The 15,101-nt window shown below is 61.6% G+C and carries 10 protein-coding genes, 1 tRNA gene and 1 pseudogene; 9 read left to right on the forward strand and 3 right to left on the reverse strand.

Annotation, left to right across the window (positions count from 1 at the left end; translation table 11 throughout):
* Positions 1-325 precede the first annotated feature (325 nt).
* Positions 326-1,247, reverse strand: a pseudogene (locus IQ24_RS07190) (IS5 family transposase).
* Between the two features lie 330 nt (positions 1,248-1,577).
* Here IQ24_RS07190 and IQ24_RS07195 point away from each other — a divergent pair.
* The 3 genes from IQ24_RS07195 to IQ24_RS07205 all read left to right on the forward strand — a co-directional run bounded on the left by IQ24_RS07195 (position 1,578) and on the right by IQ24_RS07205 (position 4,275).
* Positions 1,578-3,038 (forward strand): calcium-binding protein, encoded by a 1,461-nt coding sequence (locus IQ24_RS07195; RefSeq protein WP_158637494.1) that lies wholly within the window; start codon positions 1,578-1,580, stop codon positions 3,036-3,038.
* Between the two features lie 537 nt (positions 3,039-3,575).
* Entirely contained in the window at positions 3,576-3,800 is a 225-nt protein-coding gene (locus tag IQ24_RS07200; RefSeq protein ID WP_145397140.1) for a hypothetical protein, read from the forward strand.
* A gap of 223 nt (positions 3,801-4,023) precedes the next feature.
* On the forward strand, positions 4,024-4,275 hold the full coding sequence (locus IQ24_RS07205) for a hypothetical protein (protein ID WP_145397141.1): 252 nt from the start codon (positions 4,024-4,026) through the stop codon (positions 4,273-4,275).
* A 479-nt stretch (positions 4,276-4,754) separates the two neighbouring features.
* On the opposite strand, the gene IQ24_RS07210 is transcribed toward IQ24_RS07205, so the two are convergent.
* Positions 4,755-4,828, reverse strand: a tRNA-Gly gene (locus IQ24_RS07210).
* 85 nt (positions 4,829-4,913) lie between these two features.
* Between IQ24_RS07210 and IQ24_RS07215 the strand changes: the two genes are divergently transcribed.
* Positions 4,914-6,362, forward strand: coding sequence for a TrkH family potassium uptake protein (locus tag IQ24_RS07215; protein ID WP_145397142.1), 1,449 nt, complete (start codon positions 4,914-4,916; stop codon positions 6,360-6,362).
* Here the strand turns inward: IQ24_RS07215 and IQ24_RS07220 are convergent.
* Complete coding sequence (locus tag IQ24_RS07220; RefSeq protein WP_145397143.1) at positions 6,359-7,816, reverse strand: peptidoglycan-binding domain-containing protein; 1,458 nt, start codon at positions 7,814-7,816, stop codon at positions 6,359-6,361. The genes IQ24_RS07215 and IQ24_RS07220 overlap by 4 nt on opposite strands.
* Positions 7,817-7,900: 84 nt before the next feature.
* Between IQ24_RS07220 and IQ24_RS07225 the strand changes: the two genes are divergently transcribed.
* The 5 genes from IQ24_RS07225 (at position 7,901) to IQ24_RS07245 (ending at position 15,038) form a co-directional block, all read left to right on the forward strand.
* Positions 7,901-8,833 (forward strand): glycine--tRNA ligase subunit alpha, encoded by a 933-nt coding sequence (locus tag IQ24_RS07225; protein ID WP_145397144.1) that lies wholly within the window; start codon positions 7,901-7,903, stop codon positions 8,831-8,833.
* Positions 8,830-9,303 (forward strand): DUF6446 family protein, encoded by a 474-nt coding sequence (locus IQ24_RS07230; RefSeq protein WP_145397145.1) that lies wholly within the window; start codon positions 8,830-8,832, stop codon positions 9,301-9,303. The genes IQ24_RS07225 and IQ24_RS07230 overlap by 4 nt, the downstream gene beginning before the upstream one ends.
* Positions 9,303-11,591, forward strand: a complete 2,289-nt coding sequence (gene glyS / locus IQ24_RS07235) for a glycine--tRNA ligase subunit beta (RefSeq protein WP_145397146.1) — start codon at positions 9,303-9,305, stop codon at positions 11,589-11,591. Before IQ24_RS07230 ends, glyS begins: the two co-directional genes overlap by 1 nt.
* A 102-nt stretch (positions 11,592-11,693) precedes the next feature.
* Positions 11,694-14,252 (forward strand): putative PEP-binding protein, encoded by a 2,559-nt coding sequence (locus IQ24_RS07240; RefSeq protein ID WP_145397147.1) that lies wholly within the window; start codon positions 11,694-11,696, stop codon positions 14,250-14,252.
* A gap of 216 nt (positions 14,253-14,468) precedes the next feature.
* Entirely contained in the window at positions 14,469-15,038 is a 570-nt protein-coding gene (locus IQ24_RS07245) for a cell wall hydrolase (protein WP_145397148.1), read from the forward strand.
* The last annotated feature ends 63 nt before the right edge of the window (positions 15,039-15,101 follow it).

The following is a 15,101-nucleotide window of genomic DNA, read 5'->3' on the forward strand; positions in this document are numbered from 1 at the left end:
GATACCTCTCAGCCACTCGGAGAAGTAGTTGGACAATTGTACAGGTTATCGGCAATGCTTAGTGCCCAGACCGTCTACCATGGTATCGCTGAGCGCGCCACTGTTTGATGGTTCTGGGCGCGATCGCAATAGTTTGACAAATGAGCCGCTCGAGCGAACGTGTCTCTTGCCCCGGTAACCTTATGTCCTGTGACGTTGCCCCATTGTCATCCAGCGTGAGTGATGCTCCTAGTTTCAGTTTTGCCTGTTTGGGCAGGTTGAGCAACAGGAGGAGCTCTGTTGCACAAATCGTCTGAGGGTAGGAGTAGCCCTTTCCCGGACAGACTTATCTTACGGCTTCCGTCGCGGGGATGCCGAGCGCGATGAAGCCGTTCAGGACAGCAACGCGGACCTGGAACTCTGCGACCTGACGGTCGAAGCCCCGGGTGGACAGGCGCTGGCCCAGCAGCTTGACGCAATTCATCTTGATCTCGGCGCGGCTTCGGCGGTGATAGCCACTCCATCATCGCCAGATGGTGCGCCCGAGCTGCTTCGAAGTGCGCAGGATCTCGTAACGGGCGATGGCCTCTGCGGTGTCGGGCCTCCACGGCTTGGCGTTCTTGCGAGGCGGGATGATCGCGGCGGCCCCGCGGGCCGCAATGGCTTAATTGTATTTGCGGGTGTCGAAGGCGCCATCGGCGGCGACGGTTGCGATCTCCTGCTCGGGCGGGATCTGGTTGAGCATCTCTGGCAGCCTCCGCGCATCGCCCAGATTGCTGGTGGTAAAATCGGCTGCGCGGATTTCCAAGGCTTTCTCGTCGATCCCGATGTGGATCTTGCACCAAACCCTGCGTTTCGAGCCACCGTGCTTGCGGGCGTTCCACTCGCCTTCGCCATCGACCTTGATCCCAGTGCTGTCGACCAGCAGGTGCAGGGGGCCATCCGAACCACGATAGGGAATGTTGACCTTCAGGGTCTTCTGCCGCCGCGACAGCGTGCTGAAGTCGGGCACCGCCCAGTCCAGGCCGATCAGCCGCATTAGGCTCTCGACGAACCCTGTGGTTTGCAGCAGCGCCATCCCGAACAGCACTTTCATCGTCAGGCCGGTCTGGGCAGAAGTCGGGCTGGCGGCTACGCTTGCCGGTGCGGACGGCTTCCTAGGTCATGGTCGGATCGAACCAGATCGTCAACGAGCCACGGCGCTTCAGTGCTTCGTTACAGGCTGGCCCGTTCTTGGTCCTGAGGGTCGGCGGTGTCGGTCTGCTCATGCCTTCCACCTACCATGCTGGATTCCCAAGATGAATCCCTAACCGGATTTGTGCAACAGAGCCAACAGGAAGCCAGCGAGGAGCTATGCAAGCTGCGCAACGCTCGGCCCCGTTACGGTGGAAGGTCTTGGTGAAAACACACCTGGCGAGCCCGGTGTTCGCTCATCTATTAGCCCGGCACCACATGCGTGACCACTTGCCGCTTTCAGGCGCGAATTTTCGTCCTGGAGCCTCTCAGTCTCTTTGCTCGCTGGTGCCTCACCGTTTTGACACAAAGGATTGACGATACAACCATAGATTGCATACTGCGTGCACGGGATGCTTGCTGGGATGCTTAACCTTTGGGAGATTGATATGGCGGTGAAGTTACTGGCTCCGACGGACCCCAAAAGGATGCTCCACGGGTCGACTTCAGACGATGTTCTGACGGCATCAACAACTGGCTCCGGGGCACATCAGGTTCATCTATATGCTGACGATGGCGACGACGTGATCAATATGAACCTAAAAACCACATTTAGTGGGGGCGGTATCAAGCATGGCTTTCACGTTTTTGGCGGAAAGGGGGCTGATGAATTCAGATTCAATAATATTAATGGAATAACTGGTACAGTAGTGAGTCGGATTGATGATTTTGACGCGACACGGGATAGTATATACATAGGAGGGCAGCTACTAGATCTGCGCAATCCGAGCGCAATCGTTGGGTGGAAGGTTGCTATCGTTGAGTTTGCAATGTCTTCCAGCTTGGGTGCTCACGAATCTCAGCAATGGTTGCGAATTGTGACACCGGCCGGCCAAGCGTTAATCGCATTGGAAGGTGCGCGATTGGATCCAGGATCTTCCACCGGGGAGGAAAAGCATTTTATCCCGATTGGGACTGCAATGCCTGCGATATTTAAAGAGGTGCCGTATCAGGATCCAATTAATTTTATTCCTTATGATGTATTCCCGAAGGCTAGCCACAGATATGTGAATCATGGACTTGGTTCTGATGGTGGCGATACTTTTTGGGGGACTGATTTCGACGATCTTTACGATGGCCATAGAGGCGCGGACCACATTAAAGGTGGTGCTGGTAACGACACCCTTTATGGCTATTTTGGCAACGATACGATTAATGGGGGCAACGGACATGATGTTATTGAGGGTGGGAAGGGGCGTGATCTTATTTATGGGGGCGAGGGGCGCGACACTATTGCTGGCGGCACCGATCAAGACGTGATTTACGGTGGAAATGGTGATGATCGAATCTATGGAGGAAGCGAAAGTGATACTCTCTATGGAAATGAGGGGTCTGACTATATCGATACCGGAACTGGGAATGATCAGGTTTGGGGTGGAGATGGCCGCGATACTGTTTTGGGCGGGCGGGGAAATGATTATCTTCGCGGAGAGAAGGGAAATGACGCCATCCAAGGGGGAGAAGGTAATGACACGCTGGTCGGAGGCTTGGGGTCCGATACCTTAAATGGTGATGTCGGCCAAGACGTGTTCATTTACTATTCGCCTGCCGAGAGCCCAAGGTTGCTTGCCGAGAGAGATAGAATCGTGAACTTTCAGTCGGGAGTAGATAAAATCAACATATTTAGTATGGATGCAGACAGGGATAGGGTGGGGCTTCAGGCTTTCAATTTTAATGAAGGAGTCGCCGGTCCAAATTCGGTTTGGTTGGTTAAATCTGGATCAGATGTAATTGTTTTTGCGGATGTTGATGGCGATGCCGTCGCAGATTTTTCCGTGCAGCTCGTTAATGCTTTGACGATAACGGTATCGGATTTTGTGTTGTAATTGTTTCGGATGAATGTGCTTGGCTTTAAATGCTTGCAGTGGTTGACTGGTAATGTGCTGAATAAATCTTTGCTTTGCATGCTTGTGTAGCTATGCGGGGCGCCGTATTCCGCTTCTATGGTAGGGCAAGTGATGATATCTGGGCCAGTGCCCTCGCATGGTTCATATCCAAATGCTTTGATGTCGTCGGCGGGTATACTACGCAGGCGAGTTACTTGATTGGTCAGTTGATTTAAGGTTGGGTTGTGCCCGTTAGGTTGATCCTAAGAATTTGACAATTCCCACAACACTTTTCATTATTCCATAATCATCAAGCGACTCATGTCGACCTCCGGTCGCACAGAAATCCTTGATGCGGTGCAGATTCTGCAGCGGTACCGTAGTCTAACCGAGTATAAAGTGGGGACGCCCCGAAGTACAAATGGTGAACCTTTTTCTCCCATCGGCCGCAGATTGATCGAGAGCTTTAGTAGGTTTCAAAACAAATGTAGATTATAGTGTTTACGATAGAATCGTCTGCAACCGAAAGTTTAGTCTATGCATCCACCTAAACATCTTGGCAGCTACCCCGGCCGCGATGTCGACCTGCAAGAAAACCTTGAGGAAGGGTTTACAGCGCTCATCATCGCGGCGGAAAATGCTGGCTGGCTGCCGTTTGAGGCATATCAGGCCGTCATTTCTCTCGCGGAAGCGCATGCTTGCGCTGATATCAGCAACGAAGCGATGGCAGATTTTCTGGAGAAGATGAACCGGCAGCGGTGATTGGCAAGTCTCGAGGCATGTACGAGAGATATGCTGAAGTCAATATGGGGCGGGCGGACTCTTGCCGCTTCCTAATTCTATCATAAGCGACCTCAACTTGGTGTTGCCCAGCGGCGCCATGCAACGTAAAGGTAGTAAGGGACGCCGCTCTAGTTGAATGCGTGTCTTTGAGTCAATCGTAGGATGTTCCATGTTCCCGTAGGCAGCCGGACGGAGCATCTACATGGCTTTGGTTCTTATAGGGTTTATCGTTGGAGTGGTCTGCTCAATCCTAGCAATCGTGCTGGGATTTGTGTGGTGGAAGGTGCTTGTCATCTACATTGGGGCCGGGATTCTGGGCATAGGCGTAGCCGCAATTGCTTGGGCCGTTGCGCCAGATGATCTGCGGGAGATCAAAAAATATGAAGACGGCCCTCCTGATCCCAAGACTCTAGCCGCGATTGCCCGGCGCCCAAACTCTCGGGAGTGGAAATAGGTAGAACCAAATTTCCGTGATTTGAGCTGGCTCTCTTGAATGTAGGGAACAAGAGGAAGGAATAGGCAAAGGATCAGCAACACCGTGATCAGCAACTGACCGGATGGAGTTGTACCGTTCCACCATCCGGTCTGTTGGCTTTAACTCTGAACCCCTTACTGCACGCATAGGGTGTAGCAAGTTCTCTACTCCCAATCCATTTGCCGTTTTCGGCAGGTGTCGAAAACGGCAGGTGTTGGCAGCAACACTAGGAATGGCGTCTCTTGCGTGCACCTTAAACGCCAGCACCCTCATGTCTCTTTAGACATCTGTTTCATGCTTGACGCTGTGCAGCCGGTGTGGAGCGACACATGAGCGTACTTCGGGGATAACTTCGGGAGTCGATGCCTGGATTTGTCCAGATTGGGCGGAATTTGTCCGATGCGATGATTGCGAAAGTGAAGCCATCTTTCGCTATGTCCCGGTATATATGGGATTTTTGGAGCGGGTGATGGGAATCGAACCCACGTATTCAGCTTGGAAGGCTGCTGCTCTACCATTGAGCTACACCCGCGTCACCCGTTTCTATAGGGGGTGGCCTTGCCCCATGCAAGTGCCGAGCGCTTGACGCAGGAAATGGCGCGGGGCAAGCCTGCGGAATGATTGATGTTCGCCCCGTGGCCAATACCGTCGGAAAACTGGTCGTCGCTTTGGGCGTCTCGATGCTGCTGCCCATGGCGGTCGATTTCTGGCATGGCGATCCGCATTGGCAGTCCTTCCTGCAGGCGGCGGCGCTGACCAGCCTGATCGGGCTTATGGTGACCATCTCGACGCGCGGGGCAGACATGGCCCTGACGCTGGAGCAGGCGTTTCTGCTGACCACCTCGCTGTGGCTGGTGGTGCCGCTCTTCGGCGCACTGCCCTTCATGCTTGGCGCGCCGAATGTGGGCTTTACCGATGCCTATTTCGAATCGATGTCGGGGCTGACCACGACGGGGACGACCGCCTTCCCGCATCTGGACGGGCTGCCCAAGGGCACGAACCTGTGGCGCGCCTTCCTGAACTGGGCAGGGGGCCTTGGGATCATCGTCGTCGCCATGATCTTCCTGCCGGTGATGAAGGTCGGCGGCATGCAGTTTTTCCGCTCTGAAGGCTTCGACACGCTGGGCAAGATCCTGCCCCGCGCCTTCGACATCGCATCCGAGATGACGGGCGTCTACATCGGGCTGACGGCCGCTTGCGCCATCGTTTTCATCCTGCTGGGCATGACCGGCTTTGACGCCATCGTGCATGCCATGTCGGCGACCTCGACCGGTGGCTTTTCCAGCTATGATGCCAGCATCGGGCATTATGGCGGGGCCAGTGAATATGCCTCGGCGCTGTTCATGATCCTGGGCTCGATCCCTTTCATCCGCATGGTGCAGCTGGTGCGCGGCCAGCCGATGCCGATGTGGCGCGACGTGCAGATCCGCGCCTATCTGCGCTGGATCTTTTATGCCGTGGCGATCGTGTGGCTCTATCGAGTGTTCTGGCTGGGGGCCGCCCATCCTGCCGATGTGCTGCGGGAAACGACGTTCAACATCATCTCGACCATCTCGGGGACGGGGCTTGCGACGGCGGATGTGGCAAGCTGGGGGCATTTCCCCTTTGTCATCCTGATCATCGTCGGGCTGATCGGCGGCTGCACCGGCTCGACCTCGTGTTCGGTCAAGGTGTTCCGCTATCTGGTGCTGCTGCAGGCCGTCCGGGCGCAGCTGCGCCGCATGCATTCGCCGAACCGGGTCTTTCCGCTGCGGCTTGAGGGGCGACCGCTGGAGGAAGACGTCGTGGCCTCGGTCATGGCCTTCTTCACGCTCTTCATGCTGACCTTCGGGGTGCTGATCGTGGCGCTGGCGCTGACCGGGCTGCATCCGCGCACCGCCGTCACCGCCGCCTGGACGGCGATTGCGAATATCGGCCCGGTCTGGGGCCCCGAGGTCAGCTCGAACGGGGCGATCAACCAGTTCCCCGCCTCATCGAAATGGCTGATGATCGCGGGCATGTACACCGGCAGGCTGGAACTGCTGTCGGTGCTGGTGCTGCTGCTGCCGCGCTTCTGGCGGGTCTAGTTCCCGGTCAGCGGATTGGCAGCCCCCTCGGGTGCCGGAGTTTCGGCTACCGGGGCGGGCGCTTCCGCCGCTGCCGGGGCGTAGCGCGCAATCCCGTCCGAGATTTCCGCCGCCAGCCTGCGCTGATCGTCGGGGTCCGAGATCGGCCAGATCAGCACGAAGCCCTGCGCGCGCCCGTCGATGACGCGGCCCTCGGCATGGCCGATATGCGTCTCATTGCGCCCGTCCAGCGTGATCGCGCCGTTCGAGACCTTGCGCTCGGGCGTGGGGACCCAGCCAAGCGCGGTGATCAGCCCCGCAAGGTCCAGCATTTCCTGCTGGCCGCCGGTCTGCGAGAATAGGATCAGCGCCGCGCCCGAGCCATCCTTCGGCCCATAGATCGACAGCGCCCGCTCGGAACGGTCGAACTGCAGCTTGTCCATCGGCGCGGGCATCGAGAGGCCCGTATGCGCATCCTCCAGCACCGTCAGGCCCATCTGCTGCCGCCATGCCTCGCGACGCGAGACCAGCTCGGCCATGGCCGTCGCCGGATCGGGAGAGGCGCGCAGCAACACGACCTCATTGGCGATGGCGGATTGGGTCCGGGGACCGTCCTTGCCGTCGATGTCGCCGTCATAATGCCCGGCCCACCGCAGGGCGCGCTGGACATCCTCCAGCGGCGGCATGGGCAGGGGCTGACTTTCGGGCGAGGAGATCACGCCGATTTCCGGCGCCTGACCGGGGGTGGTGACCTCGCCCATCTCGGCGGCCTCGGCCAGAAAGGCGTCGCGCGGCACGGCCTTGGCGTTCTTGAACGCGCCCAGCCATTCGGCACCCGCCGCTTCCTCGAAGGGGCCAAGGGCGACCGCGAAGCGACCGTTCGGCAGCGTCCACAGACCCGCGTCGGGCAGGGTCTCGCGGTATTTCGTCAGGGTCTCATCGGCCTTGGCGCGGTCGGCGCTTGATTCGATGCGGATGAAGTACTGGGCGGGGGCAGGCGCAACCTCGGGGGCTGCGACTTCAGGGGCCGCGACCTCCGGAGCGGGCTGAGCCTCGGGTGCTGCGGCCTGGGTGCTGGAAGGCGGCACGAAGGTCGAGCCTGCACCGACGGGGCTGGCGGGCGCGGTACCCTGGGTCGCAGGCGCTGCCGCCTCGGACGCGGCAACCGGCGTCAGATTGCGGCCCTGCGCGGCTGAAATGAAGCTGTCGCCCGGCACCTGACCTGCGGCTTTCAACTCATTCAGCCGGGTTTCAGCCTGCTCGCGCGGCATCGGCCCAAGGGCGATCCCGATCCAGCCATCCGACAGCGGGAAGGTCACGACGCCGGGCAGTTGCGAACTCCAGCCCTGGGCGGCGGTCTGGGCGGCCTCGGCCCCGCGCTTGGCCTCGATGCGGATCACCACGTCTTCGGCCAGCGCCGGCAGCGCCACGGCCAGTGGCAGAGCCGTCCCAAGGATGAGTGCAATCCGCCGCATCAAACAGTCCCTCTCATTGACCCCGCGCCGCCCTCTGCTAGAAGGCGGCAGACATTTGTGCCAGTTATGCCAAAGGATGCACCAATGACCAGCCCAAAGGACCGCCCCAGCTGCTTTCAGGACGTGATCCTGCGCTTGCAGAATTATTGGGCAGGGCAGGGCTGCGCCGTGCTGCAACCCTATGACATGGAGGTCGGCGCGGGCACCTTCCACCCGGCGACCACGCTGCGCTCGCTGGGGCAAAAGCCTTGGGCTGCGGCCTATGTCCAGCCCTCGCGCCGCCCGACCGATGGGCGTTACGGCGAGAACCCGAACCGGCTTCAGCACTATTATCAATATCAGGTCATCATCAAGCCAAGCCCGCCGAACCTGCAGGATCTGTACCTTGGCAGCCTGAAGGCCATCGGCCTTGATCCGATGATCCACGATGTCCGCTTTGTTGAGGACGACTGGGAATCCCCGACGCTGGGCGCCTGGGGCCTTGGCTGGGAGGTCTGGTGCGACGGCATGGAAGTCAGCCAGTTCACCTATTTCCAGCAGGTCGGCGGCCATGACTGCCGCCCCGTCTCGGGCGAGCTGACCTACGGGCTTGAACGTCTGGCCATGTATGTGCTGGGCGTCGAGCATGTCATGGACATGCCCTTCAACGACCCGAACTCGCCCATTCCGCTGACCTATGGCGACATCTTCCTGCAGACCGAGCGGGAGTATTCGCGCTGGAACTTCGATCAGGCCGATACCGAGATGCTGTTCCAGCACTTCAAGGACGCCGAGGCCGAATGCGACCGCATCCTCTCGGCCGATGACAGCGACAGCGCGGGCCGCAAGATCCCGATGCCGCATCCGGCCTATGATCAGGCGATCAAGGCCAGCCATCTCTTCAACCTCCTGGATGCGCGCGGCGTGATCTCGGTGACTGAGCGTCAGGCCTATATCGGCCGCGTCCGCGCGCTGGCCAAACGCTGCGCCGACGCCTTCGTCGCGACCCCCGCTGCCACCGGAGAGCAGATCCGATGAGCGGCAAGATCATCGCCATCTTCTTCGCCCTGCTGATCCTGATCGTGGGCGGGGGGATGTATTACCTGCAGGTCTATTACTATTACCGCGAAGTGACGGACGCCCCCGCGGTGCTGGAACTGGCCGGTCCCGAAGGCCAGCCGGTGCAGATCCCGGTCCGCGATTATCAGGGCATCTATTCGGTCAGCTCGCCGCTGGCGAACCGCGCCTGCTTCACCACCGACCCGGCCACGGCCCAGACCGCCACGCTTTACGAAAAGCCCACGCCGCTGATCCCGCCGCGCTGGTTTGACTGTTTCGATGTCGGCCAGCTGAGCGACGACATCGATGCCGGGCTCGCCAAGACCTATCTGGTCCACAAGGACATCGCGCCCAAGATCGACGCGGTTCTGGCCATCTATCCCGATGGCCGCGCCTTCGAATGGCGCCAGACCAACGAAGAAGCCGAAGAGAAAAGGACCATCGACTGATGCCCGACCTGCTGATCGAACTCTTTTCGGAAGAAATCCCGGCCCGCATGCAGGGCCGCGCGCGCGAGGATCTGAAGAAACTCGTGACCGACGGTCTGGTCGAGGCTGGCCTGACCTATGCGTCCGCTGGCGCCTTCTCGACTCCCCGCCGCCTGACGCTGACCGTCGAAGGGCTGTCCGCCGAAAGCCCGACCACGCGTGAGGAACGCAAGGGCCCCCGCACCGACGCGCCCGAGGCCGCGCTGGAAGGCTTCCTGCGCTCGACTGGCCTGACCAAGGACCAGCTGGAAGCGCGCGACGACAAGAAGGGCCAGGTCTGGTTCGCCACGATCACCAAAGCAGGCCGCCCGGCGGCCGAGATCGTCACCGAAGTCCTTGAAGCCACGATCCGCAACTTCCCCTGGCCGAAATCCATGCGCTGGGGCGCGGGCAGCTTGCGTTGGGTCCGCCCGCTGCACTCGATTCTCTGCATCCTCACCGATGAGGCGGGCGCGCAAACCGTCCCCCTGACGGTCGAGGGCATCGCGTCTGGCGACAGCACGCGCGGCCACCGCTTCATGGCCCCCGACGCCTTCACCGTCACCAGCTTCGATGACTACGCCGCCAAACTGCGCCGCGCCAAGGTCATGCTTGACAGCGCCGAACGGGAAGCCGCGATCTGGCAAGAGGCGCAGAATCTCGCCTTCGCCCGCGGCTGGGAGATCGTCGAGGACAAGGGCCTGCTGACCGAAGTCGCGGGCCTTGTCGAATGGCCCGTCCCCCTGATGGGCGCGATCGAGGACCGCTTCCTGACTCTTCCGCCCGAGGTGTTGCAAACCTCGATGAAGGAGCATCAGAAATTCTTCTCGGCCCGGAACCCGAAAACCGGCCGGATCGAGGGCTTCGTCACCGTCGCCAATATCGAGACCCCCGACAATGGCGAGACCATCCTGCACGGCAACCAGAAGGTGCTGGCCGCCCGTCTCTCGGACGCGGCCTTCTTCTGGGATCTGGACCTGCGCGAAGCGAAATCGGGCATGGCGGATTGGGCCGAGGGCCTGAAATCCGTGACCTTCCAAAGCAAACTGGGCTCTCAGGCCGACCGCATCGCCCGCATCGCGGCGCTCGCGCGAGAGATCGCGCCGCTGGTCGGCGCAAACCCGGATCAGGCCGAGGAAGCCGCCAAGATCGCCAAACTCGACCTGCGCTCGGCCATGGTCGGCGAGTTCCCCGAGCTGCAAGGCACGATGGGCCGTTACTATGCGCTGGAGGCCGGCAAGGACGCCGCTGTCGCCGATGCGGCGAGGGACCACTATTCGCCGCTGGGTCCCTCGGATGACGTGCCCTCGGCTCCGATTTCGGTGGCTGTCGCGCTGGCGGATAAGCTGGATACGCTGACCGGCTTCTGGGCGATTGACGAGAAGCCGACTGGTTCGAAAGACCCGTTTGCGCTGCGTCGCGCGGCACTGGGGGTTATTCGGTTGGTGCTGGGGAGTGGGGTGCGGGTGAACCTCCTGCAGCAGTTTAAGCTCTCAACGGGGCAACACGTTTTGAAGGCATTGGAGCGCTTCGGCATTGATGCGCTCTCCCAAGAAGAACGTCAGAGGCTTCTCGCAGCATTTGGCGACTCTGAACAAACTATGAAAGTTTTGCGCGAAATCTCTGCCAGCCGAGACACCACCAGTGAGGCTATCGATGCGACGGAGGCCATAAGTGCTTTGCTCGATGCGGCTTCCGACGTGAATACTCGTTTTATTGGGCTAACGAAGGTTGGCGTCTCAGAAGCCGACCTCCTCTCCTTCTTCCACGACCGCCTGAAAGTCTTCCTGAAAGACCAGGGCATCCGCCACGACATCATCGACGCCGTCATCGCTATGCCCGGCAATGACGACCTCGTGCTTCTTGTGAACCGCGCCACCGCCCTCTCGGATGTGCTGAAAACCGAAAACGGCACCAACCTCCTGCAGGGCCTCAAGCGTGCTGCGAACATCCTCGCGCAGGCCGAGGAAAAGGACGGCGTCGAATACAGCTTCGGTGCCGACCCGAAATTCGCCGAGACCGATCAGGAACGCGCCCTCTTCGCGGCCCTCGCTACCGCCGAACCCGCCATCAAGGCGGCAGTCAAGGCCGAGGATTTCCCGGCCGCCATGTCGGCCATCGCGGCGCTGCGCGCACCCATCGACGCCTTCTTCGATGCGGTCCAGATCAACACCGATCACCAGATCGTCCGCCGCAACCGGCTGAACCTTCTGTCTCAGATCCGCGCAGCCGGGGCGCTCATCGCCGATTTCAGCAAGATCGAGGGCTGAACCGCCCTTCTCTGTTGCGAAAGTACCCGCGGGGGTCAGGGGGCGGCAGCCCCCTTTCTTCACCCTTGCCGCAACGCGGCATCCGTGTCAGTTTCGTTACAAATGAGCTTGCTGATCGACCCTTCCTCCATCGTCGAAATCACTCCCTCGGCGGGGGTCGATGCGGCACGCCACGGCTGGCGGGCGAAATGCCTGCAACGCCTGGTGCGGATGGGCCTTCCTGTCCCGCACAGCTACGCCTTCAGCAGCGATGCCGTCCGGGCGATTGCGGGTGGCGCGACGCTCGATTCCGACCAGCTTGCGACCCTTTTCGGTCCCGGCGGGCTGGTCAGCGTCCGACCCTCGGCGGTCGATCCCGCCTGGGGCGGGCCGGGCACGATGCTGAACGTCGGCATCAATGACGAACGCCATGCCGAGCTGGTGGTGACCCACGGGCAGGACGCGGCGGACGCGCTCTATCTGGGCTTCGTACAGTCCTTTGCCATCCACGTGGCCCGGCTCGACCCGGACATGTTCTCGGACAGCGAGGCCGGGCTTCAGGCCACCTTGCGCGCCTATCAGGACGAAACCGACGACGAATTCCCGCAGGACCCGGGCCGCCAGCTGGCCGAGGTGCTGCGCAGCATGGCGCGCGCCTGGGACGGCCCGACCGCACGCCTTCTGCGGCAGGCTAAGGGCGCGCCCGCGCAGGCCCCGCTGGGGCTGGTCGTTCAGGACATGGCGCTGGCCATCGGCCCCGGCGTCACCGGCTCGGGCACGATCCAGTTCATCGATCAGGTCACCGGCCTGCCGCGCCTGACCGGGCGCTTCCGCGAACAAGAGCAGGGCCGTTCGCGCGGCCACGGCGCGGCGACGCTTTATCTGACACGCGACCCGCGCGGCCTCTCGCTCGAGGAAGCCGCGCCCGAGGTCTTTGCCGAACTGGTCCGCTTCGGCGTGGCCGCGCGCGAACGCCTGCGCGAGGAAATGCAGATCGAATTCGTCGTCGCGGATGGCGAGCTGTCCATCATCGACGCGACGCGGGTGACACGCTCGTCCCGTGCCAGCGTGCGCATCGCTGTGGCGCTGGCCCGCGACGGCATCATCCCGCCGCAAGAGGCGGTGATGCGGGTCGAACCCCGCGCCATGTCGGATCTTCTGCACCAGCAGATCGACCCGCGCGCCCCGCGCGACATTCTGGCCCGCGGCATCAACGCCAGCCCCGGCGCGGCCACCGGCCGCATCGTCTTCACCGCCGCCGCCGCACAGGCGGCCGAGGCGCGGGGTGAGCGCTGCGTCCTTGCCCGCCGCGAAACCGTCCCCGAGGATGTGCGCGGCATGCATGCCTCGGTCGCCGTCCTGACCGTGGGCGGCGGCATGACCAGCCATGCGGCGGTGATCGCGCGCGGCATCGGCCTGCCCTGCATCGTCGGCGCCAGCGGCATCGCCATCGACACGCGCGCGCGCACGCTCCGCGCCGGCGGGCGGATCTTCCACGAGGGCGAGGAAATCACCATCGACGGCACCTCGGGCGAGGTGCTGGCGGGCGCGGCGGAAATGCTGGAACCGGCGCTTGATGACAGTTTCGACCAGCTTCTCAGCTGGGCGGGGGAGTTCTGCCGCATCGGCGTGCGCGCCAATGCCGACAGCCCCGAGGACGCGCAGACCGCGCTGCGTTTCCACGCGCAGGGCATCGGCCTCTGCCGGACCGAGCATATGTTCTTCGACGAAACGCGCCTGCCTGCCATGCGCGAGATGATCTTCGCCGACACGCCCGAGGATCGCCGCTTGTCGCTGGAACGCTTGCTGCCGATGCAGCGGAGCGACTTCTTGGCGCTCTTCGGGATTATGGCGGGAATGCCCGTCACCATCCGCCTCTTCGACCCGCCGCTGCACGAATTCTTGCCGCATGACCGCGAAGGCATGCGCGAACTGGCCGAATCGCTGGACCTGCCGCTGTCGGACGTCACCCGCCGCGTCGAGGAGCTGCGCGAGTTCAACCCGATGCTGGGCATGCGTGGCGTGCGGCTGGGGATCACCGTCCCCGAGATCTATGACATGCAGGCCCGCGCCATTTTCGAGGCCGCGGTCGAGGCCAGCCGCGACGGCGCGCAGATCGTGCCGGAAATCATGATCCCGCTGGTCAGCGCCCGCCGCGAGGTTGAGCTGGTCAAGGCCCGCATCGAAACCGTCGCCGCCAAGGTCCGCAACGAAATGCGCACCGATTTCACCTATCGGCTGGGCGTGATGGTGGAAACGCCGCGCGCCGCGCTGAGGGCCGGGGATCTGGCCGAACAGGTCTCGTTCCTGTCCTTCGGCACCAATGACCTGACGCAGATGACCTATGGCCTGTCGCGCGACGACGCCGGACGCTTCATGAGCGATTATGTCGGGCAGGGCGTCTATGAGGACGACCCCTTCCACATCCTCGATCAGGACGGGGTGGGGGAACTGGTGGCCATCGGCACCGAACGGGGCCGGATCGCCAATCCCGACATCACGATTTCCTTCTGCGGCGAACATGGCGGCAACCCCGAATCCATCGCCTTCTGCCTGCGCGCAGGTGTCAGCTATGTCTCTTGCTCGCCCTATCGGGTGCCGGTCGCGCGCCTTGCTGCGGCGCAGGAATCGATTCTGGAGATGCATCGAGAGCGTCAGAATCACCCGGTCACGAAGTCTTAAGACCTTCGGAAATCAGCCGCCTTTCGCCATTTACCTAAAATGAACTAGGCGGTTTTATGCCGCTTTGGGGGCAGTTCCGGGGTTTTCGGGCACCTCACATACCTGTGGGCTAGCGCCCGTGGCGGGTTATCCGGTTCTTGGACGACAGCTTTACGCCCGGTTGTCGGGTGTTCGATCCGAAAACCGGGTGCATCCCGCAACGCGAACTGGAACATCATGTCTGATAGCCGATTGTGGCTGACGCGCCTCTCGTTATGCATCGCCGTCGCCTTCTCATCTTTCGCAGCCACCTCGGCACACGCCAATAACGCGAAAACCACGACCCCGCAGGTCCAGCAGGTCTCGTTCCGCGTCACCAGCCCCGACACCGGCCGCCAGACCGTGGCCACGGTCAGCAAGCAGGATCTGGAGTGCCTTGCAGAGGCGCTGTACTTCGAGGCCCGGGGCGAAGGCACCCAAGGCCAGCGCGCCGTCGCCGAAGTCATCCTGAACCGCGTCGATCATCCGCGTTTCCCCAAGACCGTCTGCGGCGTTGTCAACCAGCGCGGCCAGTTCAGCTACAAAGGGCGCGTTTCGCCCCGCATCCACGAATCCGGTGCCTATGCCCGGGTCAAGAACGTCGCCATCGCGGCTCTGTCGGGCTCTGCGCCCCGGACGCTGACCAATGGTGCGACCTATTTCCATACTGGCGCTGTCCGTCCGTCCTGGTCGCGCCGTTTCGAGCGGACCACCCGCATCGGCGCCCATATCTTCTATCGCTCCGATCGCCGTCTGGCCTCGAACTGATTTTCCTGCAATATGCCCCAATGAACCTCGCCAACCTTATGGCGAGGTCGTTTGTTTGGGAGA

Origin of the sequence: Paracoccus sulfuroxidans (genome assembly GCF_007830335.1) — a bacterium.
GTDB lineage: Bacteria > Pseudomonadota > Alphaproteobacteria > Rhodobacterales > Rhodobacteraceae > Paracoccus > Paracoccus sulfuroxidans.